The 25,126-nt window shown below is 42.0% G+C and carries 26 protein-coding genes and 1 riboswitch; of the genes, 6 read left to right on the top strand and 20 right to left on the bottom strand.

Translation table 11 applies throughout. The annotated features are described in order from the left end of the window. Positions 1–44: 44 nt before the first annotated feature. The 11 genes from pnp to M9899_06735 form a co-directional block, all read right to left on the bottom strand. Entirely contained in the window at positions 45–2,153 is a 2,109-nt protein-coding gene (gene pnp, locus M9899_06785) for a polyribonucleotide nucleotidyltransferase (protein MCO5113863.1), read from the bottom strand. Between the two features lie 139 nt (positions 2,154–2,292). Next, entirely contained in the window at positions 2,293–2,571 is a 279-nt protein-coding gene (gene rpsO, locus M9899_06780) for a 30S ribosomal protein S15 (protein ID MCO5113862.1), read from the bottom strand. Positions 2,572–2,966: 395 nt separating this feature from the next. Beyond that, a complete protein-coding gene (gene truB / locus M9899_06775) occupies positions 2,967–4,100 on the bottom strand; it encodes a tRNA pseudouridine(55) synthase TruB (protein MCO5113861.1) in 1,134 nt (377 codons plus the stop codon). Between the two features lie 3 nt (positions 4,101–4,103). Next, positions 4,104–4,466: a 30S ribosome-binding factor RbfA gene (rbfA, locus tag M9899_06770; GenBank protein ID MCO5113860.1), complete on the bottom strand. Its 363-nt coding sequence runs from the start codon at positions 4,464–4,466 to the stop codon at positions 4,104–4,106. Next, on the bottom strand, positions 4,466–7,306 hold the full coding sequence (gene infB / locus M9899_06765; protein MCO5113859.1) for a translation initiation factor IF-2: 2,841 nt from the start codon (positions 7,304–7,306) through the stop codon (positions 4,466–4,468). Before infB ends, rbfA begins: the two co-directional genes overlap by 1 nt. 86 nt (positions 7,307–7,392) lie before the next feature. After that, complete coding sequence (nusA, locus tag M9899_06760; GenBank protein ID MCO5113858.1) at positions 7,393–8,868, bottom strand: transcription termination factor NusA; 1,476 nt, start codon at positions 8,866–8,868, stop codon at positions 7,393–7,395. A gap of 16 nt (positions 8,869–8,884) precedes the next feature. Then, positions 8,885–9,424 (bottom strand): ribosome maturation factor RimP, encoded by a 540-nt coding sequence (locus M9899_06755; protein MCO5113857.1) that lies wholly within the window; start codon positions 9,422–9,424, stop codon positions 8,885–8,887. A gap of 200 nt (positions 9,425–9,624) precedes the next feature. Beyond that, the gene (locus tag M9899_06750) at positions 9,625–10,185 is read right to left on the bottom strand and encodes a GNAT family N-acetyltransferase (GenBank protein MCO5113856.1); all 561 of its coding nucleotides are present in this window, start codon (positions 10,183–10,185) and stop codon (positions 9,625–9,627) included. Positions 10,186–10,203: 18 nt separating this feature from the next. Next, complete coding sequence (locus M9899_06745) at positions 10,204–11,724, bottom strand: SulP family inorganic anion transporter (GenBank protein MCO5113855.1); 1,521 nt, start codon at positions 11,722–11,724, stop codon at positions 10,204–10,206. An 80-nt stretch (positions 11,725–11,804) separates the two neighbouring features. Further along, positions 11,805–12,422 carry a hypothetical protein gene (locus M9899_06740; GenBank protein MCO5113854.1) on the bottom strand — a complete coding sequence of 206 codons (618 nt, stop codon included), beginning with the start codon at positions 12,420–12,422 and terminating at the stop codon, positions 11,805–11,807. Between the two features lie 53 nt (positions 12,423–12,475). Further along, entirely contained in the window at positions 12,476–12,811 is a 336-nt protein-coding gene (locus M9899_06735) for a hypothetical protein (GenBank protein ID MCO5113853.1), read from the bottom strand. A 121-nt stretch (positions 12,812–12,932) separates the two neighbouring features. Here M9899_06735 and M9899_06730 point away from each other — a divergent pair, with 121 nt between their 5' ends. Genes M9899_06730 through M9899_06720 form a run of 3 tightly spaced genes read left to right on the top strand, consistent with a single transcriptional unit; the run spans position 12,933 to position 15,323 of the window. Further along, positions 12,933–14,075 carry a hypothetical protein gene (locus M9899_06730; protein MCO5113852.1) on the top strand — a complete coding sequence of 381 codons (1,143 nt, stop codon included), beginning with the start codon at positions 12,933–12,935 and terminating at the stop codon, positions 14,073–14,075. After that, positions 14,056–14,373, top strand: a complete 318-nt coding sequence (locus M9899_06725) for a DUF167 domain-containing protein (GenBank protein MCO5113851.1) — start codon at positions 14,056–14,058, stop codon at positions 14,371–14,373. The genes M9899_06730 and M9899_06725 overlap by 20 nt, the downstream gene beginning before the upstream one ends. After that, complete coding sequence (locus M9899_06720) at positions 14,370–15,323, top strand: RsmB/NOP family class I SAM-dependent RNA methyltransferase (protein MCO5113850.1); 954 nt, start codon at positions 14,370–14,372, stop codon at positions 15,321–15,323. The genes M9899_06725 and M9899_06720 overlap by 4 nt, the downstream gene beginning before the upstream one ends. Before the next feature lie 55 nt (positions 15,324–15,378). Here the strand turns inward: M9899_06720 and M9899_06715 are convergent, their stop codons facing one another. Beyond that, positions 15,379–15,885 (bottom strand): HNH endonuclease, encoded by a 507-nt coding sequence (locus M9899_06715; protein ID MCO5113849.1) that lies wholly within the window; start codon positions 15,883–15,885, stop codon positions 15,379–15,381. Continuing rightward, positions 15,877–15,974, bottom strand: a riboswitch (purine riboswitch). It overlaps the preceding gene by 9 nt. Before the next feature lie 335 nt (positions 15,975–16,309). After that, on the bottom strand, positions 16,310–17,074 hold the full coding sequence (locus M9899_06710) for a protein-glutamine glutaminase family protein (protein ID MCO5113848.1): 765 nt from the start codon (positions 17,072–17,074) through the stop codon (positions 16,310–16,312). Positions 17,075–17,319: 245 nt separating this feature from the next. On the opposite strand from M9899_06710, the gene M9899_06705 reads away from it, so the two are divergent. After that, positions 17,320–18,425, top strand: a protein-coding gene (locus M9899_06705) for an IS3 family transposase (GenBank protein ID MCO5113847.1) whose coding sequence is annotated in 2 segments (ribosomal slippage) — positions 17,320–17,581 and positions 17,581–18,425 — 1,107 coding nt in all. Because the reading frame shifts where the segments join, the coding sequence is not laid out codon by codon here. Positions 18,426–18,546: 121 nt separating this feature from the next. On the opposite strand, the gene M9899_06700 is transcribed toward M9899_06705, so the two are convergent. The 4 genes from M9899_06700 to M9899_06685 form a co-directional block, all read right to left on the bottom strand. After that, entirely contained in the window at positions 18,547–19,845 is a 1,299-nt protein-coding gene (locus M9899_06700) for a hypothetical protein (protein ID MCO5113846.1), read from the bottom strand. A gap of 61 nt (positions 19,846–19,906) precedes the next feature. After that, complete coding sequence (locus tag M9899_06695) at positions 19,907–20,632, bottom strand: hypothetical protein (protein ID MCO5113845.1); 726 nt, start codon at positions 20,630–20,632, stop codon at positions 19,907–19,909. Between the two features lie 178 nt (positions 20,633–20,810). After that, entirely contained in the window at positions 20,811–21,728 is a 918-nt protein-coding gene (locus M9899_06690; GenBank protein ID MCO5113844.1) for a hypothetical protein, read from the bottom strand. Between the two features lie 131 nt (positions 21,729–21,859). Continuing rightward, positions 21,860–22,204: a DMT family protein gene (locus tag M9899_06685; GenBank protein ID MCO5113843.1), complete on the bottom strand. Its 345-nt coding sequence runs from the start codon at positions 22,202–22,204 to the stop codon at positions 21,860–21,862. Between the two features lie 268 nt (positions 22,205–22,472). Here M9899_06685 and M9899_06680 point away from each other — a divergent pair, with 268 nt between their 5' ends. Beyond that, positions 22,473–22,952 (top strand): hypothetical protein, encoded by a 480-nt coding sequence (locus tag M9899_06680; protein ID MCO5113842.1) that lies wholly within the window; start codon positions 22,473–22,475, stop codon positions 22,950–22,952. 116 nt (positions 22,953–23,068) lie between these two features. Here M9899_06680 and M9899_06675 read toward each other — a convergent pair whose 3' ends face one another. After that, the gene (locus M9899_06675) at positions 23,069–23,512 is read right to left on the bottom strand and encodes a hypothetical protein (GenBank protein MCO5113841.1); all 444 of its coding nucleotides are present in this window, start codon (positions 23,510–23,512) and stop codon (positions 23,069–23,071) included. Positions 23,513–23,539: 27 nt separating this feature from the next. Further along, complete coding sequence (locus M9899_06670) at positions 23,540–23,875, bottom strand: hypothetical protein (protein MCO5113840.1); 336 nt, start codon at positions 23,873–23,875, stop codon at positions 23,540–23,542. Between the two features lie 118 nt (positions 23,876–23,993). Here M9899_06670 and M9899_06665 point away from each other — a divergent pair, with 118 nt between their 5' ends. Continuing rightward, complete coding sequence (locus M9899_06665; protein MCO5113839.1) at positions 23,994–24,827, top strand: LysR family transcriptional regulator; 834 nt, start codon at positions 23,994–23,996, stop codon at positions 24,825–24,827. Here the strand turns inward: M9899_06665 and M9899_06660 are convergent. Further along, positions 24,808–25,095, bottom strand: coding sequence for a YdeI/OmpD-associated family protein (locus tag M9899_06660; protein ID MCO5113838.1), 288 nt, complete (start codon positions 25,093–25,095; stop codon positions 24,808–24,810). The genes M9899_06665 and M9899_06660 overlap by 20 nt on opposite strands. Between the last annotated feature and the right edge of the window lie 31 nt (positions 25,096–25,126).

The raw sequence follows: 25,126 nt of genomic DNA, 5'->3' as shown, positions 1-25,126 counted from the left end.
CCCCGCGCATTAAGCTATTGAGGCTGGTTCAGTTCATTTTTTCTTTAGTGAGGAGCTTTTTCTAAAAGCACCTTACGGCTAAGTTTAATACGACCAGAGCGATCAATATCTAAGACTTTCACTTCGACATTGTCCCCTTCATTTAACACATCCGTGACGTTTCTTACTCTTTCATGGGCAATTTCAGAAATGTGCAGTAAACCACTTGTGTTAGGAAGAACTTCCACTAAGGCTCCGAAGTCTAAAATCTTAACGACTTTACCGTTATAAACCTTGCCGACTTCAGCCTCAGCACAGATGTCATTGACCATCTGAATGGCTTTCTTGGCCATTTCAGGATCAGTAGAAGCAATGTTGATCTTACCAGAGTCTTCAATGTCGATCTTCACACCTGTAGCTTCGATGATAGCTTTGATCATTTTGCCTCCAGGTCCAATCACTTCTCTGACCTTGTCTGGCTTGATCTGGATGCTTTGGATTCTTGGAGCATACTCAGAAATCTCTCCACGAGGTGTAGAGATAGATTTTTCCATTTCATTTAAAATGTGATTACGACCTTCTTTAGCTTGGGCTAAAGCCTGCTCCATCACAGAGAAAGGAATAGAATCAATTTTGATGTCCATCTGTAAAGCTGTAATGCCTTCACGAGTTCCTGCCACTTTAAAGTCCATGTCTCCTAAGTGATCTTCATCACCTAAGATGTCAGACAGAACGGCAATGTCGTTGCCCTCTTTAATAAGACCCATAGCAATCCCTGCCACATTGCCCTTCACGGGTACACCCGCATCTAAAAGCGCAAGTAAACCTGAGCACACAGTTCCCATTGAACTTGAGCCGTTACTTTCTAGCACTTCACTGACGATACGGACTGTATATGGAAAGTCAGAATAATCAGGAAGGATCGCTTTTAAAGCACGCTCCGCTAAAAATCCGTGACCAATTTCACGACGAGACTGTCCACCCATACGGCCTGTCTCACCAACGCTGTAAGGAGGGAAATTATAATGAAGCATAAATTTACTGCGTCTTTCCCCAGCTAGAGTTTCCATTGATAGCTCGTCGTCTTTAGTTCCTAAAGTCACTGCACCGACCACTTGAGTTTCACCGCGAGTAAAGAATCCAGAACCATGGGCACGAGGTAAAATCCCGTGCTCACATACGATGGGACGAATCTGTGTTGTCGTGCGACCATCAATACGAACTTTTTCACCAATCACCATTTGGCGAGCCCCATTGTACTTCATCTCTTCAGCGATGATGCTCACGTCCTTAGTGATTTGGGCGATTTGATCTTTATCTGTGACACCTTCAGTGAATTTCGCAATGGCTTCCTCTTTCAGTGCCCCTAAAGTGCCATATCTTTCTTTTTTATCGCGCAACTTAAGACCATCTAAAGTTCTTTGTTGTAAGAAGTTGATGTATTCTTTAGCTTTAGACTCTTCCACTTTGTACGGTGTAAAAGTGCGCTTTTCTTTTCCAATTTCTTTTTTTAATTCATCTTGCACATCAAAGAAGGGCTTCATCGCGGCATGGGCTGTGGTTAAAGCTTCTAAGGCTGCCGCCTCAGAAATAAACTGGGACTCCCCTTCAACCATCAAAATACCTTGGCGTGTTCCTGCCACAACAAAATCCAATTCGGAACCTTCAAGCTCGGCATCAGAAGGGTTGATTAACCACTGGCCGTTTTTACGTCCAATTTTAATCGCAGCGGTTGGTCCATTAAAAGGGATGTCACTGATATGAAGAGCCGCTGAAGCTCCAAAGCTGGCTAAAGTTTCAAGTGGGAATTTTCCATCTGAACTCATAACTGTAGCCACAACTTGAGTTTCGTTTTGGTAACCTTCAGGAAAACAAGGACGAATAGGACGATCCAAAAGTCTTGAAGTCAAAGTCACTAAAGTTGTAGGACGTCCTTCACGTTTAAAGTAGCCTCCAGGAATTCGACCTGCGGCGTACATCTTTTCAGTGTACTCTACTGTCAGTGGGAAAAATCCCATATTGCTTTCTTTTTTAGATGAAACCACAGTCACAAGCACTCTGTTGTCCCCTGAGGACACCACCACAGAACCATCGGCTTGGCGAGCCCATTTGCCCGTTTCAATTGTGATCTCTGCATTTCCAGACTTAAAAGTCTTTGTTGTAATATTAAACATTATTATTCTCTCCTAGGGATTCTCTACCCTTTCATATTTTCATTATTTTTTCTTATCTCTTATGTTGCAGGGTAGATTTCGATCTGTCTAGAATCTTCGCAAAAAAGCCCCGATGACTCGAGGCTTTCTGTTCTGATCTTTATTTTCTGATATTAAGCTCTTCAATCAATTTAAGGTATTTGTCTTCGTTCTGGCCTTTTAAATAATCTAACAATTTACGACGACGATTGACCGCTTTTGTAAGACCTTGTCTTGAGTGGTAATCGTGCTTGTTATTTTTAAAGTGCTCAGTCAGTCTTAAAATTCTAAATGTCAAAAGAGCCACTTGCACTTCTGTACTTCCAGTATCTAATTCTGATGTTTTGAAATGATTTACGATCTGCTTTTTTTCTTCTAACGACAATAAACTCTTAGCCATGGGTACTCCTTATAGTTTTTGGCTATACCTATCCGTTAATACAACTGACCTCAAAGCCGTAGGCAATTCGAACCTCAAAGTCATACCCCCTTCTATGCCCTTTTTGCCCAAATCTCAAGGATTTTCCCTGTGTGGGGCCCCAGCCTTAGAGATTTTCTAGTTTAAATTCCTATATACCTTCGAAAGGGCCGCAACCGAGACGGGTGCAAAGCGTCTTCGGCTTTCGTCATAAGTTTTGAATTGAAATTTAGCTTGGGTGAAACCCCTTTGGGCCTTCACCCAAGCTAAATTTCAATTCAAAACTTATGCCGCAAGTCGGATACGCATTGCTCACTTCGGAGGTCCCTTTCGAAGGTATATAGGAATTTAAACTAGAAAATCTCTAAGGCTGGGGCCTAATTAAAGACTCTTAAGAGTTTGGGGCGGGGCTGGTCGTGGCGGATGGTGATGAGCGCTTTAAGTTTGTCGCCTTCGCCTGTTTTGTGGGTGAAGATACGGATAAGTTGGTCTTTTTGAGTGCGTAAGACTTCATGCACCTGAGGTACAAGCCTTTTTTCTAAGGAGTGGGCGATTTGGCCGTTTTTCATCAGGCGCTCTTCAAAGCTGTCCAAACGATAAAAGCGGCCTGAGAGGCACTGCTCGATGGGGATAAAATACGAAGATTTTTGAACTTCATCTAAAAAAGCCTCTAAAGCTTGATCTGTTACTGATTCCCTCGGTTGTGATGCCAGAGGCGCGGCTTTTCTTGTCTCTTGTGTCTGAGAAGGGGGCGTCATCAGAGTTTGTATGCGTGAGCTTAAGGGGGCGGCTGGGATCTGGGTGGGCTGTGGAGGTTGTGATTCTTTGCGATGGATCAGTGAGACGCCCTTCTCTTCAGCCAGCTTGGTGAGGGCTTCGAGGCTGATGCTTTGGCTTAGATCAAAAGGGCCTGAGCTTTGTCGCACAAGAGCTGTCATTGTGGCTCCTACGCCTAAATCCTCACCCAGTTGACCGACCCAAGCTCGAATGTAGGCTCCTTTTTCGCAAGCCAGTTTCACCTTTAAAGACTTAGGGGAAACCTCTACCACTTCTGAGCTGTAAAACCTCATGGTTCTTATAGGAATGTCGACCTCTTGTCCTGAACGAGCGTATTCGTAAAGTTTACGGCCATGCAATTTCACGGCAGAGTAAATGGGGACAGGAAGCCTTAGGTCACCCACTAGTTTTTGAGCGGCTTCAGTGATGGCCGTTTGATTAAGGTCCATACTTTCTGAGCGAAACGTCACTTCCCCTTCGGTGTCCAAAGTGTCTGTGGAATATCCAAAATCCATTTGGGCCACATAACTCTTATCATCAGCGGTGATATAGGGTGAAAGCTTGGTCGCCTCGCCGAGCAAGATCACCAGTAAACCTTCAGCCATGGGATCTAAGGTCCCTGCATGCCCTACTTCTTTAGTTTTAAAGAGTCGACGAACACGCGCCACAACATCATGGCTGGTAAAACCTTTCGGCTTATCGATCAATAAAACTCCACGCAGAGCTGCGGACATCCATCATTCCTCTGTTGAAGGTTTACTTTCTTTTAAAATCTGACTGACTTTGACTAACTGATCTACAGTATGATCGTTGATCCATTTCAATTTGGGTAAATACTTCATGCGAATCTTTTTAGAGACTTGATTTTGCACATCTACGCGCACCACCTCAAGTTCTTCCATCACTTCTTCGGCGGCCTCATCAGGAAATACACTGACAAACACTTTTGCAGTTCTTAAGTCACTAGAGACTTCAACGCGAATGACAGAAACCAAAGTTCCACTATCAAAATACAGCCATTCAGGCAGAACCCCACTGATGATTTCGCGGAGTTCTTTTTCTACTTTCTGTACACGTACAGATTTGCTGTTAGTGCTCATTAAATCTCTCTTGCCACTTCTTCATGAGTGAAGGCTTCAATGATGTCTTCGACTTTGATGTCGTTGTAGTTTTCTATTCCGATACCACATTCAAAACCACTGGCGACTTCTTTAGCATCATCTTTGAAACGTTTTAAGCTAGAAAGCTTACCTGTGTAGATCACCTTACCTTGGCGCACTAAGCGGACCTGGCTGTTACGATTGATCTTACCTTCGGTAACAAAACATCCTGCAATGACACCCACTTTGGGAATCGAGAAGATGTCCCTAACCTCAGCTTTACCTTGTTCTTTTTCAATGATTTCTGGAGTAAGAAGACCCGACATGGCTTTTTTCACTTCATCCACCATTTCATAAATCACTTGGTAACACTTGATCTCTACACCCTTTTGTTTAGCCACATTCGTAGCCGCAGAGTCAGGGCGCACATTAAATCCCAGCACAATTCCACCCGCAGTGCCTGCAAGAAGAACGTCAGATTCACTGATGCCCCCTACGGCAGCATGGATGTACTTGACCTTAACCTCTTCACTTTCGATTTTATTAAGTAGACCCTTAATGGCTTCAATACTTCCTGCCACATCCGTTTTGATTACTAAAGGTAATTCTTTTACATCACCCAATTTCACTTTGGTGAATAAAGAGTCCAAAGTCATAGTCTTAGCAGGTTGATTTTGCACTTCCTCTTGTCGACGCAGTTCTTCTGCTCTTAAATCCGCTAACTTTTGTGTCACGGTTTCATCTTTACAAATATCAAAACGATCCCCTGCTGAAGGAGTCTCAGGAAGTCCCGTGATCTCTACAGGAATACCAGGTCCTGCTTCTTTCACCACTTTTCCTTGGTCGTTCATCATTTGACGAACTTTACCCGCCACTCGTCCTGCACAAATGTAATCGCCTGTTTTTACAGTCCCGTCTTGCACCAATAAAGTGGCCACAGTACCACGACCTTTTTGTACACTGCTTTCAATCACAATACCTGTACCTGAACGCTGTGGGTTGGCTTTAAGTTCTAAGACTTCAGCCACTAAATGAATGTTCTCAAGAATCTCTTTGATCCCTTCACCCTTAAGTGCAGAAATATAATTATAAATTGTAGTTCCGCCCCATTCTTCTGGGATCAATTCAAACTCTGTGAGCTGCTGCTTGATACGGTCAGGGTTAGCGCCTTCTTTGTCCATCTTGTTGACAGCCACAATGATAGGTACACCCGCTGCTTTAGCGTGGCTGATCGCCTCTTGAGTTTGTGGCATCATTCCATCATCTGCAGCCACCACAATGATGGCAATGTCTGTCACATTGGCACCACGAGCACGCATCGACGTGAAGGCTTCGTGTCCTGGGGTATCAATAAATGTCATAGGTTTATCGCCATCTAACATCACCCTGTAGGCACCGATGTGCTGAGTGATTCCACCCGCTTCACCTTTCACCACGTTGGCATTACGAATCGTATCTAACAAAGTGGTCTTACCGTGATCCACGTGACCCATCACTGTCACAACAGGAGGACGAGACACAGGCTCTGCATCCACACCACCAAAGGCCACTGTCTCCACAAAGTTCTCTGAGGTCTCTTGCACATTTTGGGCTTCCCAATTGAACTCAGGAACAATTAAAGCCACGGTATCAAAATCCAGTTCTGTATTTGGAGTGGCCATCACACCTTGAGCCATCAGCACACGAGTGAGCTGCGGAAGCTTAACTCCAATCTCTTGAGCCAGTTGACTCACAGTCGTGGTTCCAAAGATGCGCACGACACGCTTATGTGCAGCTGGAGTTGTGATTTGAGTCTTCTTTCCTGGTTCGTTAGAAACTTTTTTCTTTTTAGGTTGGAAAACTGCTTCGCGTTTTCTAAAGTCAGAAGATTTAAAGGCTGTAGGTTCTTCCAGTCCACGGAAAGATACAGCTCCTTCTGCATTAGCACCAGTTGCTGGACCTGCTGCTCCACCCACTTTTTTCTTTTTATTAAAGTCTTCTCTCTTATTGCGATCAAAATCATCTGCAATGGGAATCATAGGTTCTGCAGCCACAAATCCTGTTCTGATATTTCTAGCGCGATTTCCCGTTGCGGTGGAGCGAGGTTTTTGACCTGCATCCGTAGTACCGCCAGAAGTCCCACCAGACATATTTCTCACACGCGAAAGATCCATTCTGCCAATGATGTTCTTCTTGGTGATCAGTGTCTTTCTTGAAGGTTTTTTCACTTCTGGGCTACTGTCTGCACCTACATCTTCTGCAGATGCTCTAGTTTGTGAAGACTCCGTATCACCTGAAACGGCCTCGGAAGTCGAAGTGGTTTCAGGGGCACTCATCGTCTGCGTCGCAGGTCTATTAAGGTCTTCGGCCTTCATGATTTTGATATTGCTGTCTGCGGCAGTTGCTTCGTCCTCTTGACCTGATCTGCGAATCACCAGACGGCGTGATTGCTGTTGCTCTTCTTCAGCCTGTGTGGCTTCTGCTGCGGCCGCTGATTTCTTAGTGACCACCTTCGTCGCTTTTTTAATGGCATCACCACTGCTGTCTTTTTTAGTCGCCTTCTTCTTTGTGGTGGCCTTCTTAGTACCCGAAGCTTTTTTTGTCGCTGTCTTTTTGGTACCTGATGCTTTTTTTGTTGATGTTTTTTTAGCACCACTGGCTTTTTTCTTAGTGGTTTTCTTTGCCGCTGGCTTTGCAGCCTCACCCTCATTCAATCGAGTTTTGATCTCTTCAATCAGTTCATCACTTAATGAGGCCATATGGTTTTTAACAGGCAAATCCCACTCTTTGATTTTATCCATCAAAGCTAGGGTTTCCATCCCAATTTCTTTTGCGAATTCAAACACTCTTGGTTGACTCACTAGACCTTCCTTTTTTCTTCAACGTTTCTCATGTTACCTGCGTGTCTTTTGCTACCTGAATACATCAAGGAGTTCTCCTCACGGATTTACTCTTCCTCAGTAGCCTCATCAACACTGCTTTCTTCTAAAGAAGCCGCTTTAGCCTCTTCCTCTAAAGCCAGCGCCGCAGCATCTTCACTGCCTTTAAGCTGCGCTAGCTCTTCTTTAAGTCGTTCCTCAGCCGCAGATTTTGCATCTACACTGGCCTTAGACTCTGATCGCTCTGCAGTCGTGGGGGCTTGAGGAATAGTTTTTCCTTCTTTTTCAAATTTTTCTAAAACTTCAATAGCTGAAATTCTTAAATCATCAGCCTTATCTTCATCTTCATAACCTGGAATGACCTGCAGCATCTCCACTTCAGAGTCGGCAATGGCTTGCACTGAACCAAATCCTGATTGGAAAATGCTATGAGCCATAGTCTCTGTCATATTAGGTAAGTGCATAAGGTTAAAAATACTTTGCGCTGTTCTTGCGGCAGAGTCAGATTCACCTAAGATGTCTAACTTCCAACCTGTAAGTTTGGCTGCAAGTCTTACGTTCTGACCTTTTTTACCAATGGCTAAGCTTAATTGATTATCTGGAACCACAACTTCCATCTCGCGGTTGTCTTCATCCATAAACACTTTGGAAATTTCCGCAGGCTGCAAAGCATTGCACACAAAAGTTACTGGATCTTCATCGTAAGGAACGATGTCAATCTTTTCTCCGCGCAACTCTTGCACCACGTTTTGCACACGACTTCCTTTAACACCCACACAAGCGCCTACTGGATCAATCGAAGGATCGTTACTTTTAACAGCCATTTTGGCTCTTTGGCCTGGCTCACGCGCGGCACTGATCAATTGAATGATACCATCTTCTACTTCTGGAACTTCGGCTTCAAATAACTTCATCATATAACGTCCATCGGCTCTAGACATGATGATCTGTGGACCACGAGTGGTCTGGCGCACTTCAGTGATATACCCCTGAACGCGGTCTCCTGGTCTGTAGATTTCACCTGGAATCTGTTCACGAGGTGGAATATAGGCCTCTGTACGACCCAAATCAACAACAATGGCCCCACGCTCGACTCGTCTTGCAATCCCAGAAGCGATTTCACCCTTACGCTGTTCAAACTCACCAAAGATAATCTCTCTTTCAGCGTCACGCACTTGTTGAGTGATGATCTGTCTGGCCAACTGAGCCGCAATACGACCTAGATCTGTAGCCTCCATACGAATTCCGACAGAGTCACCTACTTGTACACCAGGGTCTAAGTCTTCTGCTTCACTGAGTTTAATTTCAACTTCTTCATCAATAAAATCTTTGTCATCAACAACTTCTTTAAATTCAAAAAGTTCAACTTCACCACTCTCTTCATTATATTGAGCTTCAATTTCGCGGTAAGTTCCATATTTCTTAATCGCAGCAGCAAGCATACCTTGAGTCACAGCATTGATTACGATGTTTTTATCAATCCCTTTTTCTTTTCCCAAAGCCTCAATCAGACGGCTCATATCAGAAAAAACACCTGTAGACATAATTTACCTCTTCTTTTTAATTTTTTGCTTTCTTTGCTTTTTTAGCATCTTTAACTTTTTTAATATCTCTACCATATTCAAAAACCAGTTGAGCTTTATGAATGCTGTCAAATGGCACTGTAATACTTTCCAGTTTTGAGTTTTCAATATTTGTAAACTCGATCTGTCCCTCAGGGGACACACCAGCGACCTCGGCTTTAAAGGCTCTTAAATTTCCAAAGGCAGCCGTGTCAGCGTCGGCTTTGATGCTGACTTTGGCTTTCTCTCCGATAGCTCCTTCAAAATGCCAAAGTTTTTTCAGTGCACGCTCTAGACCTGGGCTTGAAACTTCCAAATCGTAAGCTTCACCAGGAATCACATCTTCCACATCCAGCAAAAGATTTAAGCCCCTTGAGACATTCACACAGTCATCAATGGACACAGTTCCACCGTCCTTATCAATGGTCACCACCAACTTGCGTGCCGTTTGCTGGAATTCAATATCGTAAAGACGAAAGCCTTCACGCTCTACAATTTCATTGGCCATGTTTTCTAATGTTTCTAACAGTGTAGACACTCGTGCTACCTCATTTTCTTCGTCTCTAAAAAGTGGTGCTAAAAAAAAGAGGGTCCTTTCAGGGACCCTCTCCGTAAAACACCTTATAGAGTATCTCTATCTATAGCAAAACCCACGGGCTATGGCAAGGGTTCCTCCCCTCCTCAAACATCATCACTGGCCCCCCATTTGAAGAAGTCCAGCATTCACAAGTGACATTTTTACAATAGCTTTAGCCTATAATTAAAACCATGGCGTCCCTGTCCATAATAGTCCTTACGCTTATGCTCGTTTATAAAACCTAGGGATTCATAAAGCCTTATTGCTGCGGTGTTGCGTTCTTCTACTTCCAGCCAAACTTCTTTAAACAGCGACTCCTTTAGAGCCCGTTGACAGAGGTTGAACAGCAGTTCTTTAGCCCACCCCTGACCGCGAGCTTGGGGAAGGGTGAAGATATAATCAATCTCACAAATCTCTTCAAAGGTCCTAAACCAAACACAAGACTGAATCTCACCCTGATCTGAGACCATAAATCCTACTTCAAGATAAGGTGAAGGGTTTGTGGTGGAGGACTGGGGTTGAGGGCGACCTTGCGGCCCTTCTCCTGTGACATTTGAAGTCTGGGGTTGAAGACGTAGCCATGATGGAACTTCAGTCATTTCAGCTAAGGCTTGCAGCCTCAGTATCCACTCTTGATACGGAGCCGAGGTCTGCATTTGTAAAGCATTGAGAACCATAAATTTCATAAGGGCAAAGCTATCGTCTTTGCCCTGACTCGACAATCCCCAATACGAAAAAAATCAAGGAGCCAGTTCTTCTAACTGCTTCATATTTAAAATTAAACCCGTCGAGTGGCTTTCATCAGCTTCAGCATCCGCCACTGTCATGGTCAGTGTGACCTCTTTCCCCGCAGAGCGAGCAATTTCGCACCATGTATGAATTTGGTCTTTCACAGCCGCATCCATAAACGACAACCCCGACAGATCAACGCAGCACACGTCACTTTCTATGCTTGCCAAAGCTTTGGAAATTTTAGGAATACAGATGAAACTGGCCACACCTCGAACTTTAAGTTCAGTTCTTTGTTCTGTCTGCTTAACATCAATATAAAGTCTTGAAGTTTTAATAGCCAAAAGAAAGATTGAAGTTAAAAACCCTAAAACCACTCCCGCTAAAATATCTATGGCAAAGACTCCAACAATGGTGACCAGATACACCGCAAATTCAGTGCGATCTTGCTTCCAAAGTTTAGGGATTGCGGTCACATCCAGTAGCTTCATCCCTGTGACCACAAGAATCGCCGCAAGTCCTGCAATAGGAATATAATTAAGAAGTGAAGGTAACCCAAATACGAACAGCAGTAACCAAAGACTGTGCATGACGGCTGAGTAACGTGTTTTTCCTCCAGCTTCAATATTGGCTGAACTTCTCACAATCACTCCAGTAATGGGTAAGGCTCCCAAAAGTCCTGCAACAAAATTACCAAGTCCTTGTGCACGAAGCTCTTTATTATAATCGGAACCTACTTTTTTTGCCATACGATCCGTAGCCACCGCCGAAAGCAAAGTCTCCGCACTGGCCACAAGAGCAATCCCTAAAGCAGACACCAAAAGCCCTGAAGAGAATAGACCTAACTTGTCCACACTGATCACGTTAAGCCCTTCCCAAACATTGGGTGGAATCTCAATAAATTTCACGTCAGTAAACAGCCATGCCGCCATAAACGTCGCCACAACCACTCCCACCAGAGATCCTGGGAGTTTAGACGAAATACTTTTTGGCAGATAAGCCCAAGTATAAATCAAACCCACAATCACAAACAGCAGTCCAAAAGCATGGGGCTTTTGTATCACTCCTTGCGCAAGAGCTTGTGGGATCATCGCTAGATTTTTAAACCCACTTCCTGTCGGCTCCACTTCAAGACCTACAAGCATTTGACTGATTAAAATCAAAAGACCAATTCCACCTAACATCCCTTTAATCAACGCAGGTGAGCTGGCCCTGAAAAAATCTCCTAAACGCACAACCCCAGCAAGAAACTGTAAGGAACCTATGATAAGACCTAACCAAACTAAGCTTCCCAATCCAAACTTCTCTACAAACTGAAAGACCATCACCGCAAGTCCTGCAGCTGGTCCGCTCACTTGTAAAGAAACTCCCGCAAAGGGGGCAATAATCAAGCCCCCAATCACTCCAGACACAATCCCTAAAAGGGGTGGCACACCTGAAGCAATTGCAATACCTAGACACAAAGGTAAGGCCACCAAAAACACAACTACAGAAGCCGTAACTTCTTTTAAAAACACTCTCTGAAACGACATAAAAACTCCTCAATAGATTTTGTGAGTGTAAAATAAAATGCAAATACAACACTAAAAGAAAATACTAAATATTTTCTTTGTTAAGAGACAGAATCCATTGGACTTTCTAATTCTAAAATTTCACGAAAGTTTTTCTTGTACACCACCTCATGTGTGACAAAATCAAACACCCAACCCCACATATGCAATTCACCAGTTTGTACTCTTTCTCGCACAAAGGGATAGCTGTAGATGTTTTCCAATTGCTTACTCACATTCCAGCGAGAAAGCTCATCGGCACACTTGATATGTTTAAGTTCATGCTTATGGGTCTCTTTAAAATTTGAAAGTGATTTTTTGACCAACGGCATGTGATTTAAATTTTCCACATCCATAATACCTGCCATCGCCCCACAGCTTAAATGACCACATACAATAATCTCTTTAATATTTAACGCTACAATACCATACTCAAGAGTCAGGGCCTCGTTGGGTATATGTTTAGGATCATAGGGAGCAATCAAATTTCCTGCCGAACGAATGACAAATAACTCTCCTGGCCCAGATAGAGTGAACTCTTGCGGGCTTAATCTAGAATCAGAGCATGTCACAAACAACGTGCTTGGACTTTGTGATGTAGCAAGGCTTTCATAAACATCTTTAACTTCGTGAAACTTTTCTTTTCGATACACTAATAACTTGGGATACAGTATTTCCATACTTCAACCTCCATAACAGAATTAAGTTCATAATAAATAATTTGCTTTATTTATTATGAACGTTCTGGAGGTGGTAAAATAATCTCGGAATATGAAGGGGAAATTTGGGCGGTCAAATACCGCGTTTTAGACATTTGTTTTAAGTGCATAAAATCAAATGCAGAATCACAATGTTGATCTTCTTCTTCCACATTAGATGACACACTTGTATTATTAGTTTCTTCTTCGGTGATAGGTTCAGGGGAAGCTTCATCTATTAAGATAGAAGCAAGGTTGTTCTGGCCTTGAGCTAAGTCCGCTACAACTGACTTCTGAAGCTCAAGCCAAGACGCGCAAATGGTGACGTTGGCAAAAAAACATGCCCACAGAAATCCTAAAGCCACAAACATTCGCAATCTTAAACCCTTCACAGCACATATAATACAATAAAATGGGTGACTTCACAATTTTTTCTCATTAAAAAACACCTAGGTCCAACTGATACAATTTTAATCACGATGAAGGTAGAAAATGAGACACCTTATTACTTGCTTAAGCCCAAGATTTTGCTTGCTCACCACTTTTATTCTTCTCGGGGGCTGCAGCCTTCTGCATTCCAATGCTCAAGACAGCTGTTTGGAAAATCGAGCCACCATTGATATTGGTTCAGGGTCTAGTAAGATTCTTGTGGCCACAGTGAACACCTGCATCCATAAAATCGAAAAGATTCTTCATCAAGAGGCAACTAGTCTCAAATTCAAAGAAGCTTTAAAGACTCACAAAGGGGCCCTGCCAGAAGCTATGCTTAACGAAAGCATCCAAACACTCAATCAATGGAAGATTACAAATAAAAGATTTAAAGTCTTACATTATGAGGCCGTGGCTACTGAAGTGTTCCGACAAGCCACCAATGGAACGCAATTTATAAAAACTCTGTCAGAAACGACATCTATTCCTATTCGAATTATAGATCAACAAGAAGAAGCTCAACTAGGATTTTGGGCCGCTATCGCTTCTAGCGAAAAGTCCGTTCACGAAGTGGTGGTTTGGGATATCGGTGGCGGAAGCATGCAAATGATCTCCTATGATCCGAGCGGCCACTACCTCTTTTATATGGGTCAAATGGCTTCGGTAAGCTTTAAAGATCAAATCTTGAAAAAACAAAAAGCTGTGGCAACAGCAAAATCGCCAAATCCACTAGGGAAAAAGTTAGCCACAGAAGCAACGCTTATCGCCGAAAACTTCGCTCACAAACAGGTCCCTGCAAAAATTAAAGAGGAATTAAATAAAAAATTGGTGGTTGGAATTGGTGGTGTACACAGTAAGTCCATCAAAACTCAAGTGTTAGCAACAAAAGATACGCCCCACGTTGCACACCGCTCATCTTCTCAAACTGCAAAAGGAGTAAAGTCAGATCAGAAAGATATAGAATCTTCTGCTTTTAGTTTTTCTCAAGATGATCTCAAAAAGACTTTACTAAGCAGAGCACATTTTAATGATGATCAACTGGCTAGTGCTTATCCCGAAACTGATGTCACTAATTTGGCATTGGTCTTAGGGTTTATGAAGGCTCTACATGTTCCCCAAGTCGAAGTGATCTCAACCGATTTGACTTCTGGGATTCTTTTAATGTCACTCTCTTCCACACATCAAAATGACCACCACAAACATTGATACTTTTTTAAAAGAAGAAGGTTCAACTGCTGTGACCTTAAGTCTTTACGTTCAACCAGGTGCGAGCAAATCAGAGTGGTCAGGGCGTTATGGCGAGCATCTTAAATTACGAATTAAAGCCCTTCCTGTGGAGGGACAAGCCAATAAAGAGGTGATTGCTTTTTTGGCCCAGTTCTTTGAGTTAAGCAAATCACAAGTAGAACTTCTGAAAGGACAAAGTGGCCGTCTAAAAAAGTTAAAACTGCATTTAAGTAAAACCGAAGCCCTAGATAAACTTAAACCCTTCTTTACAGCATGAACGAATTTGAACGATATTTTTCAGAATTATACTCCGATAAGTGGAATGAGCTTTATCAAAGCCTGCAAGCCGAGGAAAGGCAAATTTGCTTTTCGGCATTTGAAACCCAGTCCCCTTCTGAATCATTTACGATCTCACAGACAGCAACCACAGCTGCATCAGCTCCCAAAGATTCACACACGGCTTCGATCAACCCGTCCTTTTTATCGCTGTTGCAGATTTTAAAAAATTTAGATCATTACGCGTTTACAGATCATCAACAAGCCAGCTTACGCCACGCTGATGGTCACATTCAAAACTACATCCTTGATCCCGCATCTCTGGCTCCTGTAATGGCTTTAAACATAGAACCTTCAGATCAAGTTTTAGATCTTTGTGCGGCTCCTGGCGGGAAGTCTTTGGGCATTTTGAGTCAGCTAGGCCAAGAAGGCTCAATGATATGCAATGACTCTTCAGAAAGTCGGTCGCATCGCTTAAGAAAAGTTCTAAAGCAGTACACACCCAAAGACCACCTCGCCACTTACAAAGTGCTTAATAAAGACGGAACCAAGTTTGGGTTTTATTTTCCCCAAAGCTTTTCTAAAATCTTAGTGGATGTCCCTTGCTCTTCTGAAAGACATCATATCCATCAGAACAATACAGAGGGATGGAACTTAAAGACCAGTAAACGTCTGGCACAGAAACAGTACACACTCCTATGTGCCGCCCTTTTATGTGCACAAGCTGACGCCCATATTGTGTATTCCACATGCAGCATCAATCCCATCGAAAATGACGATGTGATCGCTAAGTTTTTAAAAAAGAAAAAAGACCACGTAGAACTTATACCCGCACCCTCTTTTGACGAACTAGGCTCCTGCCCCACAACTTATGGACAAATGATCCTACCTCACATCAAAGGATACGGGCCCATCTTCTACTGCAAATTAAAAGTCACATCCCCATTATAGCAATATCAGCTTTTGGAATTTGCAAAAGCCTTGCCCAAAAGCTTTGGCGGATTATTTATAGCGTGGGGATATCGCAGCCGCTTTTAAAATTGTGAGACTGGAGCACCTGAACTACATTGTTCTTTTCAAGCAAAACAGTCTCAACTGCTTCTTCTTGTGTGATCTCACCTCGTCGTAACGACCAATAAATTTGATTTTCAAGATTGGCTCTGGTGGCCTTCACTAACACATGTTCAGGCCATAAATTTTCATCTGTATTGCTTCCCCCGATAGATAAGGGGATCAGATGATCAATGGTATATCTATGTTGGCAAGATTTAGGGATTCGATATTTAGCATAAATCTGTTTTTTTCGAGAGCTACTTACATTTCTATAACAATAAGGAATTTGCTCGTAATAACGGTACTCTTTAAAATCAGGATCACTGACTTCACAAATATGCCCAGGAGTCATATCCCGATCAGGAATCAAAGGAAAAGCTTGTGAAATTTGTGGGAGAATAAGGAATAAACTAAAGAATACACTACTAGCGACACGACAAAACTTTTGAACACAAATCATCTAACCCCTCTTAGTCAGCCTTTTATGGTGGCTTGTAGAAACGTCGAACCTTATTTCCGACATATAAGAGTTTCTAATTAAAGGATCAGAGCATTCATCACTGGGGTCAAATCAACTCTCTGTTAAGCAATATCTTTTAAGACCAAAGACCAGTAAACTAATTCATATTTATAAACTCAGACTCTTTGCACTTTCGGAAAGGGTTTTGGAATTTAAAATATAATTCTAGATATACTTTCAAATGGTCCCTCCGAGGCGAGCAATGCGTATCCGACACGCGTTGGCCTGTGGGGCCGAAAGGGCCCAGAGGGTAACGCGTGCCGAAGACGCTTTGCACCCGCAATCGTCTGGGGCCATTTGAAAGTATATCTAGAATTATATTTTAAATTCCAAAACCCTTTCCGAAAGTGCAAAGAGTCTGAGTTTAGTTGATGGTGGTTTGATGGGTGGGACTTGAGGCTGTGGGGTGTTGTCTTAGAAGTCTTTGGTGACCGCTCCAGTCCTTACTTAGAGCATCTTTCATCATTGAGGTTTCCCAATTTTCAAATTGAGTTTTTGCAGGTTGATCGGGGCCTTGTCTCATCATAGAGTACATGTTTGTGCTTGAAACTTCGTAGGCTGATGGTGACAATCCGTCAGTCATTTTATTTTTCCATGTGTTATAGGGAACAGGTTCAGAGAATAAAGAGAGATCAAAGACGTACAGTTCATCTTTGCCATTTTTTCTTACACATACGGCAGGAGCGGTGTGGTAGCTCCATGTGTGATAGTTTCCTAAAATATCTTTGGCGTCTAATACAACACGTGAACCATCATCTACAAAATCATCACGCATAAAAGATGGGGCTCCCGCGCCGTAATGGACTTCATTTACAGCTTCAACAAAAATTTTAATGGTAGAAATATTATATTTGCTTTTTAAAATTTGAGAAATCTGGTGCCCTCGAGCATCACAATTGTTATTGGCATTCAAATATGGAATTTTATATTTTGGATTCTTAAGCTCATTAAAAAGTTTAACTGCATCAGAATGAGACATCAAACTGATAGGATCTTTGCTGTTCACATTTTGCACAGTATAGCCATCCTTAGTCGGATTCTTACACGCATTCGGATCAAGTGCCCAAGCATTAACAACTAAAATCTGTCCTAAGATCAAATACATTAGGTTAAACGCCAAATGTCTCATACATACCCCCAATATGAGTCTTTGTGTTCCACTATCACTTGCAAAAAAGGCACCACCCGACCCATTCCAAAAATGAGACACTCCCCTTTACGTTTTGAGTTTGTAAGCTCTTAGAAGTTTAAAACTTAAATAGAATTTGCGATATATCTTCGAGCAGCACTAGCTGACCTCCTCCCCAAAAAGAAGGCCATGGGTATCTTTAGAAGCGTCGTGACAAGTGGTCCTTAAAGCCCTAAGGAGGATAAATGAAAAAAACAAGATACACAGAAGAACAGATCGTGCACGCCCTTCGCAGAGCCGAGTCTGGCGAACGAGCCAAGGAAGTTTGTCGTAGCCTAGGAATAACCGAGCAAACTTTTTATACATGGAAGAAGAAGTATGCAGGGTTAGGGATAAGTGAGCTACGCAAGCTAAAACAGCAAGAAGACGAGATTCGTCGTTTAAAGAACCTAGTAGCAGACCTCATGCTGGATAAACAAATGCTCCAAGAGGTGGTTCAAAAAAAGCTCTAAAACCTGCTAAGAGACGCGATCTTGGTCAGTGGTTGGTCAAGAATTTTCGCGTGAGCCATCGTAGAGTTTGCAGGTTATTGCGTCTGGCTCGGTCAACATATGACTATAAGAACCACCCTAGAGATGATCGTGCAGTTCGGGAAAAGATCATCAGCATAGCGCAATCAAGGCCACGTTATGGCTGTCCACGCATACATGTCTTACTTAGGCGTGAAGGCTGGAAGGTTAATCACAAAAGGGTTCATAGGATTTATAAGGAAGAGCAGTTATGGGTACGCACCAAGAAAGTTCGTCGCAGAAAATTTACAACTGAGCTAAGAGTTACACCTCCTACCCCGACCAATCTTAATCAAGTTTGGACAATGGATTTTGTGCATGACCAGTTGATTGATGGCCGTAAGATACGGATGTTAACCATAGTTGATAAGTTGAGTCGAGAAAGCCTAGCAATTGATTCTGGGTATGGCCTTAAATCAGAACAGGTTATAGAAACACTAGAGCGTTTAAAAATTTTCAGAGGAATTCCAGAGGTTATATGTGTAGACAATGGGAGTGAATTTACATCAAAAAAACTTGATCAGTGGGCTTATATAAATGAAGTAAAGTTACATTTTATTAGACCTGGAAAGCCTACAGAAAATGGGCACATAGAATCGTTTAACGGTAGACTTAGGGATGAGTTTTTAAATGCAAATCTCTTTTCAAGCCTTGAGGACTTCCAAAGAAAGGCGGAAAGATGGCGTATAGAATATAACAATTGGAGACCTCATTCATCAATAGGCAACTTGACACCAAGAGAATTTGCTAGGAGAAGAATGAATAAACAGACCGCTTGTTAATGCGTTGTCACTCAGAAAGATACTGGCTTTGTCGATGGGGATAGATCATAGCTATGAGATAGTCTCTTAGTATTTGGTTCATACTTCGGGGGCAGGTCACAAGGCGTAGACCTCACACTGCTTATTTGTTTTTGCGTGAGGGAAGGCCTGGGATGTTGCCGCCAGGTCTTATGGGAATGCCACCCTGTCTATCAGCAAGATAATGATGTATGGGGTAACTTGTTATGTTTTTGGTATCATCCAAGTTGCCGTCGGGCTTTACGCCGCGAAAACAAAAAAGATAAAGCTTAGATTTTTCGCCTCTTTTTGCATCTGTGGGTACGTTTGGCAAATAAGATGAGGGAGTAAAATAGCGCGTGGAAGTTTGAGGTAAGGTTTTTTCTTTGGGTGGGCCGTATCCTGAAGGATCGTTACAATTACAAGATGTTCCTGGAGAACATACTTTTACTTTATAATTTCTGTACGGAGAATTTATGATAAATTTTCGATCCAATGAACTTGTCCAGTTTCCATTTGAATCGGGATGATCAGCTCGAATTTGAAATTCTGTGTCGGGATCAGGAAGCGGGCACCCTTCTAACTTTGTATCCAAAGTACAGTTCTTATAACACTTATGTAAACCCGAAACATCAAAACCAAAGTTCTTCATTTTGTGCTCGGCCTGTCCTGTCTCATTGTAAACACAGGTGCCCATTTCACAAGGCTCTGGGCGCTGACTGTCTGCCAAAACATTTCCTGAGTTTAAAATCCCTACCAACTCATCGTTTCTGAATAAACCTGAGCCCGAAGCCCCGCCTGTGGCTGAACAGCCAGAAAACTCTACAGCGTTCCCCCATACAAATGCGCCCGTCATTAAAGGTACACTGGGCCCCATATTGCACTCTCCACTGCGAAGTACAGGGTTTATCCCTTGAGAAGGGATACTTACCAAGTCGTACTTTTTATCTTTTTGCAAAGGAGTTTTAGAAATTCGTTTAGCTTCAATCCCCTTGTCGCTTAACGCTTGATAGGACGTATTTAATTCTAAAATGGCAATGTCTGAGCGGTTGCGCGTAGAGTACAATGGCTTAGACACCGTGGCCTTTACTCTCGACTTGGGGTCCATATTATGAAACATATCAAAGGTGACACTCATCGCATTAGTTTTTACACAATGTCCGTTTGTGATCGCTTGAGCATTTTTAGTGGGGTCATTGCACTGAGGAATTTGAAATACTGTAGTGGTACACCCACCATCGCCATTGTCCAACCGCCCTACCCCACGCCAAGCTGCATTTCCCTCTTTGCCCACTATAGGCCAGTGTACATCAGGATGATTAGGGTCATCTGGTAAGACATTCCCATGCTTATCATAAAACGTAGTAGGTTTGACATCATCACCTAAGCCTGGAGCCAGCTCGTCTTGAGCGGCCACAGACATACTAAATCCAAGAATGATTGTAATGTAAAAGGCTAAGCGCATATGATCATTGCCAAGCAAATCATTTACTTCCAGGTCCGTAACAGCCTAAGAATGGTCTTTTCAAATTAAAACCCACCATGGGGTCAATCACACCACGACGACCTTTAATACCGATGTGTCCATATTTGTGACCACCAGAACTGGTGACTTTACCACCTTTATTAAAAACACAAATCGAACCCTTAGGTGCAGATTGATAACTTGAATATTTCTTTAAACCTGATTTAGCCAACTGACTGTTAGCCATATACGCAGCAACACCACTTAATCTCAATCTTCCATTAGCATAAGATTTATTGCCATTCACCACAGCTTTAACACCACGGTAGCAGTAAGTGGTTCCACCTCTTTTTTTAGGTTTGGTCCTTTTCCCAGCAAGCTCAAAGTCAATAGGGATATTGTACTCTCCGATCTCGCCTGTTTCACGATCATAAGGCAACACTGTGATCTGCTTACAGTTCACTTGATTTGGTTTCCAGTTTACAGGAACCACATCATCAGAATCACCTTGATATATAAAGGCATTCCCTTGATCATCAAAATAAATTTCAGTTCCGTATTTATAACTTTTTCCATCAATGGTCGTGTCTCTATTAAGTGCAATAAAGGAGTCGTTTTCCACGCATGCACGCTGAACAATACCACCACTAATATTTGTATTTACGCCATCACCAACACTTATTTCATCAGATGGAGTTAGGGCCGCAAAAGAAAAACTAAACAGAAAAAGGACTTTAAATAACATAACTTCTCTCCCCTCTATATTCTAGAATATAAGAATTTAATCTTGGGGCACAAGACCATAAAGCGAAAAGTTTTTTTAAATCTCAATAGTTGCGAAATGAGACAATGACCGTCTCATTTCGAGACTGGTCTTTAGTAAGATATAAGGACTTTATAACAAGTGGCAAGGTAAGACATGTTTATTGAACTGACCAAGTTGCATTAGAGGGGTTAATAGATAAAGTCTTAAGCTCTCTTAAAACATTAAGCCCAATGATCATATCTACATCAAAACCAATGGATTTTTTAAGGTCCGTAAAATCCATAACCATCGAATAGGGTATAGCTATTCTTTTTTGATCGATCTCTATAGTACTGATAAAAACCATTTTATTTTGAATAACATTGGAATTCGTGTCTTTCACATCGTTGTGACTTGTACCCAAAGACGTAAAGAATTGAGGAAGGCTTTCGACTAGATGACCGCTAACAATGGTGAGTCCTGCACCCGTATCCAACATGGCCCTCACTTCGACCTCCTGGTTTGCTTTGATCAATTTAATCTTAACAAATACATGTCCACTGCTATCCACTTGGTACTCATGGTTTAGAACCTCAGTCCCTTCAAAAATTGAAAAGGTCTGTTCTTGGAAATCTATTTTAAAAGGACGGGTCATTAAATGGTTTAAACCTAGAAGATGGTTTCTGCTCACCCGCTGAGGACAATTTAAAAACAAGGAATCCTTCACAGATACAGGTCCAAAGCTCACTGGGTTAGTTGATGTCACAACATTACATTTTGCAGAGATTCCACTTACACCGACATAATCAATTTGATTGATCACATTTAAGTCTTTAGTTTCTTCGACTGAAAATACAGAAAATGGAGCCCCCATATCTAACTTACACGATTGATCCATTCCCTCTAACTGGCAGGGGATCAGAATTTCACCAGCACCATAGATGGTTTTAGAAATAGTAAGAGGGGTACTTTGAGCTTGTGCATGACTGTTTATGTTTAGAAAAAAACAACAGAGAGCCGTAAATATAAAATTCATTTTTTTCAAAAATAAAGACGGGGCTTCATCTTTCAAGGCTTTTGACACAAGCTTATACATAACAACTCCTTATTCTTCAGAAGTTGCAAAAATAGGTCCCTTTGGTTTGCCTCTAGCTTTTAACCCACATACCTATACTGCCGAAATCCTAAACACCCAGACAGTTATTGCCAATTAGGCTCCCACATACTTTAAGCTTTAGGCATATCTCGAAAGATAAAAAAGGCTGCTAAAACTAGACACACTGAGGCCATTAAAAAGTTTTTAGTTAAGGGAACTTTCATATACAAAAGACAAAACCCCGCAAAGACCGCCATGGTTAAGACCTCTTGGATCACTTTAAGTTGAGGTAAAGTGAAATGCTGAAAGCCCAAACGATTCCCTGGAACCTGAAAACAGTATTCAAAAAATGCAATTCCCCAACTAATGATGATCACAAACCATAAGGGTTTATGGTTAAAGTTTTTAAGATGACCATACCAAGCAATAGTCATAAATATATTTGAGATTAACAGAAGCAAAATCGGCTTATACATACCACTCCTTTTGAGGAAAACACCCAAAGACCTTTGTCTCAAAATAAAACAGCTCTGAAAAGTCATACAAGTATAAAATCTCTGAAAAATTATACAAAATACAGCTGGCCTAAAACAGCTATCCTGAAAATTTTCAGGGAAACTGCCCTGTTTAAATCATGAACATCTGTTCTATAAGTCTATCTATTTTTTTTTCAAATCCAATATATATCTTTAAAGCTGGCATCTTATCTGCATTTTATAGATGAAAGTTTTTATTGGGGGAATCATGAAATACGTACTTTTTACTTTTATATTTGCCTTATCAAATATAAGTTTGGCGCAAAATTTTGACAACCAAAGTTACCACGACTGGCTGATCAACATGGGCTACAAAGGTCAAAGCGTGCAAGATCAAATTTTAGAGTTATTAAAAGATGATGATTTACAAGTTTCGCACAATTTAAAGTTTTTAGATTGTAAAGGCCAAATTCTTCTCATGAAAAAAATCAAAGAACTTGCTCATAAACAAGAAGACATTGAGTTAAAAAGGCAAATGTACAAGTACATCAATAAACAAGGCAAAAACTGTATCGATATCAAAAATATCTCTCGAGTTTACAATGAAGAGTATGGCGAAAGACCTAAAGACGAAGACTTTGATGATAATTATAATGAAGAAATTGAATCTTTACTTAAAAGCATCAATGAAGAGCCTTTCCGACCACGATCGTATGAAGACTCCAACTCTTCATATACCGTAGACTAAATGCAGGTTAGATTTTGCGCTTATTACAAGTGTAAATAAATCTTACCCCATAATCTGGGTATAAAAAAGACTCCTGAAAAGGAGCCTTTTTTGTTTTGTGTTTAATAAAAAAAATTTTAGTCGTGCCCCGTAAAGCACTCGAATGTTCCTGTTTTTACTGAACCTGCAAATCCACCCATAGTGAACTTTTCAAGGCGAGGGCTATCGTCATACAGTCCAGTCAGAACGTATCGTGTCCCTACAGGACCGCTCATTGATTTGCCCATCACGATCTGAATTTCTACGATGGTGTCACCATCTACTTTATAATTTTTAGCCGTGATGTTGGGATTAGGATTAAGCCACTCGGCATCTAGGCTTCCTAATTTCATATTCCAGTTTGTCCCTACTGGACCACTGTAGTCATCAGCACCTTCAGTTGAAAGCTCTAATTCGTATCCTTCAACTTCCCAGTTATCCCAGTCGACAGATTGACCACATCTCACATAAGTATTTGCAAATACAGATGAAGACCACAAAACAACGATTGCGCTTAAAACGCTTGTTCCTAATGCTTTCATAGAACCCCCTTTGGGAGGCTATACCAACTATTCTTGGGGGGTGCAATGGAATTTAACAGTGTGTAGGGCTCTATCGCCATAAATTGTGACAGACACCACATTCCCACGACCATCCTGCTCCAAAGCCCCTTCAGCTTTGATCCCATTTACAAATCCCACACACTCCCTAAAATCACAGATCAAATCAGCCACCACAAATATCCCTTGAGCTCTCACATGCCAAACCCAAGTCGCCGCATTTTGCAAGTGATCCACGCTGGCGGTTTTCCAATTTGACACCCCTGTGGGTTCACATGACATCTCGGCATGAGCCACAGACGTCAAAGATAAGGCCATAAGCACCAAAAGTATTTTATTTTTCATATCCCCTCCATCAGTTTAAGAACGTTTTTATTAAACGTCTTTTGTATCTTGATTTATATAAGAATAAAGTTTATTCGTATAATCCAAATTAACTTATTATTTAATAAGGTAAATACCTATGAAATATAGAATGAAAGACTTAGAAAATTTTGCCGCCACAGCCAGTTGTTCGACAATGGGCGAAGCCTCACGAAAATTAGGCATCAGCCAACCCGCACTTTCTGAGTCCATCCAGCGTCTAGAAAGCGATTTAGGTTCAGCCGTATTCTATCGTTCACGCTCAGGCATTCAGCTCACACCTCGAGGACGGCTTTTCTTTTCGAAAGTGAATGACCTGCTTTACACCGTCAAAGACCTAGAAGCCGAAGAGGGTTCACAGACCGTCTTTGGTCAACAGTCTATGTCCTTAGGTTGTCACATTACGGTGGCCTCTTATACGCTTCCACTGGCTTTATCAAAGCTAAAGACCACAGCTCCCGATTTTAAGGTCGAACTTAAACACGATTTGTCTCGTAATATTCAAACCGAGGTCCAACGTGGTCGCATTGATTTAGGAGTGGTGATCAATCCTGTACAGGTTCCAGACCTTGTGATTTCTAAACTAAGCATAGACACCGTTGCTGTGTGGTGCAGTGAAAATCGCAAATCTGATGAAGACACTTTGATTTACAATCCGCACTTGTTTCAATCCCAAGCCATTATCAAGAAATGGAAAGGTCGACCTCAGAAAACAATAGAAACAGATGGGCTGGAACTGATCTGTCGTCTGACAGCTCAAGGACTGGGACAAGGAATTATTCCTGCACGTGCGGTTAAACTTTCAAAAGAAAGATTAAAACCACTGACTTCTCTTCCTACTTATAAAGATGAGATTGCACTCATTCATCGTCCTGAATTTGGTAAAGCCAAAGCCGAACGGCTGTTGCTTGAGGCTATTCGTTCGGCGTTTTAAACCATTTCTTAGCACTGGGACGGCGATGGAAGCAGCCTGGCCAGCAGCACGGACGACGCTTGCCTTTACTTAGATCTTCACATGCCCTTTGAATTCGTTTCTGACGTGTTTCTGCTTTTTTAGCTGAAGTCACCCAACATATCCATTCATTACGGGCAAGGGGCGTGATCTCTTTCCATGCCGCTTGCGCCTTTGTTACAGACGCAATCGCTTTTCGTAAATCCACAGGCATACTGTGCAGTGGTCCCACCACCTTGTCCTTTGTCATCTCTCTATTTTAGAAGCCCACCTATCTTTAA

Source organism: Pseudobdellovibrionaceae bacterium (assembly GCA_023954155.1).
Taxonomy (GTDB): Bacteria; Bdellovibrionota; Bdellovibrionia; order Bdellovibrionales; family UBA1609; genus JAMLIO01.
This window is presented reverse-complemented; position numbering and strand designations above follow the sequence as displayed.

What these genes read in the sequence shown, in the direction of transcription:
- truB (MCO5113861.1), bottom strand. Translation starts at nt 4,100, where the DNA reads ATGTCCGCAGCTCTGCGTGGAGTTTTATTGATCGATAAGCCGAAAGGT.
- M9899_06730 (MCO5113852.1), top strand. Translation starts at nt 12,933, where the DNA reads ATGAGACACCTTATTACTTGCTTAAGCCCAAGATTTTGCTTGCTCACC.
- M9899_06675 (MCO5113841.1), bottom strand. Translation starts at nt 23,512, where the DNA reads ATGAAAGCATTAGGAACAAGCGTTTTAAGCGCAATCGTTGTTTTGTGG.
- M9899_06695 (MCO5113845.1), bottom strand. Translation starts at nt 20,632, where the DNA reads ATGTTATTTAAAGTCCTTTTTCTGTTTAGTTTTTCTTTTGCGGCCCTA.
- rpsO (MCO5113862.1), bottom strand. Translation starts at nt 2,571, where the DNA reads ATGGCTAAGAGTTTATTGTCGTTAGAAGAAAAAAAGCAGATCGTAAAT.
- rbfA (MCO5113860.1), bottom strand. Translation starts at nt 4,466, where the DNA reads ATGAGCACTAACAGCAAATCTGTACGTGTACAGAAAGTAGAAAAAGAA.
- M9899_06690 (MCO5113844.1), bottom strand. Translation starts at nt 21,728, where the DNA reads ATGTATAAGCTTGTGTCAAAAGCCTTGAAAGATGAAGCCCCGTCTTTA.
- M9899_06725 (MCO5113851.1), top strand. Translation starts at nt 14,056, where the DNA reads ATGACCACCACAAACATTGATACTTTTTTAAAAGAAGAAGGTTCAACT.
- M9899_06735 (MCO5113853.1), bottom strand. Translation starts at nt 12,811, where the DNA reads ATGTTTGTGGCTTTAGGATTTCTGTGGGCATGTTTTTTTGCCAACGTC.
- M9899_06740 (MCO5113854.1), bottom strand. Translation starts at nt 12,422, where the DNA reads ATGGAAATACTGTATCCCAAGTTATTAGTGTATCGAAAAGAAAAGTTT.
- M9899_06685 (MCO5113843.1), bottom strand. Translation starts at nt 22,204, where the DNA reads ATGTATAAGCCGATTTTGCTTCTGTTAATCTCAAATATATTTATGACT.
- M9899_06670 (MCO5113840.1), bottom strand. Translation starts at nt 23,875, where the DNA reads ATGAAAAATAAAATACTTTTGGTGCTTATGGCCTTATCTTTGACGTCT.
- M9899_06680 (MCO5113842.1), top strand. Translation starts at nt 22,473, where the DNA reads ATGAAATACGTACTTTTTACTTTTATATTTGCCTTATCAAATATAAGT.
- M9899_06700 (MCO5113846.1), bottom strand. Translation starts at nt 19,845, where the DNA reads ATGTCTGTGGCCGCTCAAGACGAGCTGGCTCCAGGCTTAGGTGATGAT.
- nusA (MCO5113858.1), bottom strand. Translation starts at nt 8,868, where the DNA reads ATGTCTACAGGTGTTTTTTCTGATATGAGCCGTCTGATTGAGGCTTTG.
- M9899_06710 (MCO5113848.1), bottom strand. Translation starts at nt 17,074, where the DNA reads ATGAGACATTTGGCGTTTAACCTAATGTATTTGATCTTAGGACAGATT.
- M9899_06660 (MCO5113838.1), bottom strand. Translation starts at nt 25,095, where the DNA reads ATGACAAAGGACAAGGTGGTGGGACCACTGCACAGTATGCCTGTGGAT.
- M9899_06720 (MCO5113850.1), top strand. Translation starts at nt 14,370, where the DNA reads ATGAACGAATTTGAACGATATTTTTCAGAATTATACTCCGATAAGTGG.
- M9899_06665 (MCO5113839.1), top strand. Translation starts at nt 23,994, where the DNA reads ATGAAATATAGAATGAAAGACTTAGAAAATTTTGCCGCCACAGCCAGT.
- M9899_06715 (MCO5113849.1), bottom strand. Translation starts at nt 15,885, where the DNA reads ATGATTTGTGTTCAAAAGTTTTGTCGTGTCGCTAGTAGTGTATTCTTT.
- M9899_06745 (MCO5113855.1), bottom strand. Translation starts at nt 11,724, where the DNA reads ATGTCGTTTCAGAGAGTGTTTTTAAAAGAAGTTACGGCTTCTGTAGTT.
- pnp (MCO5113863.1), bottom strand. Translation starts at nt 2,153, where the DNA reads ATGTTTAATATTACAACAAAGACTTTTAAGTCTGGAAATGCAGAGATC.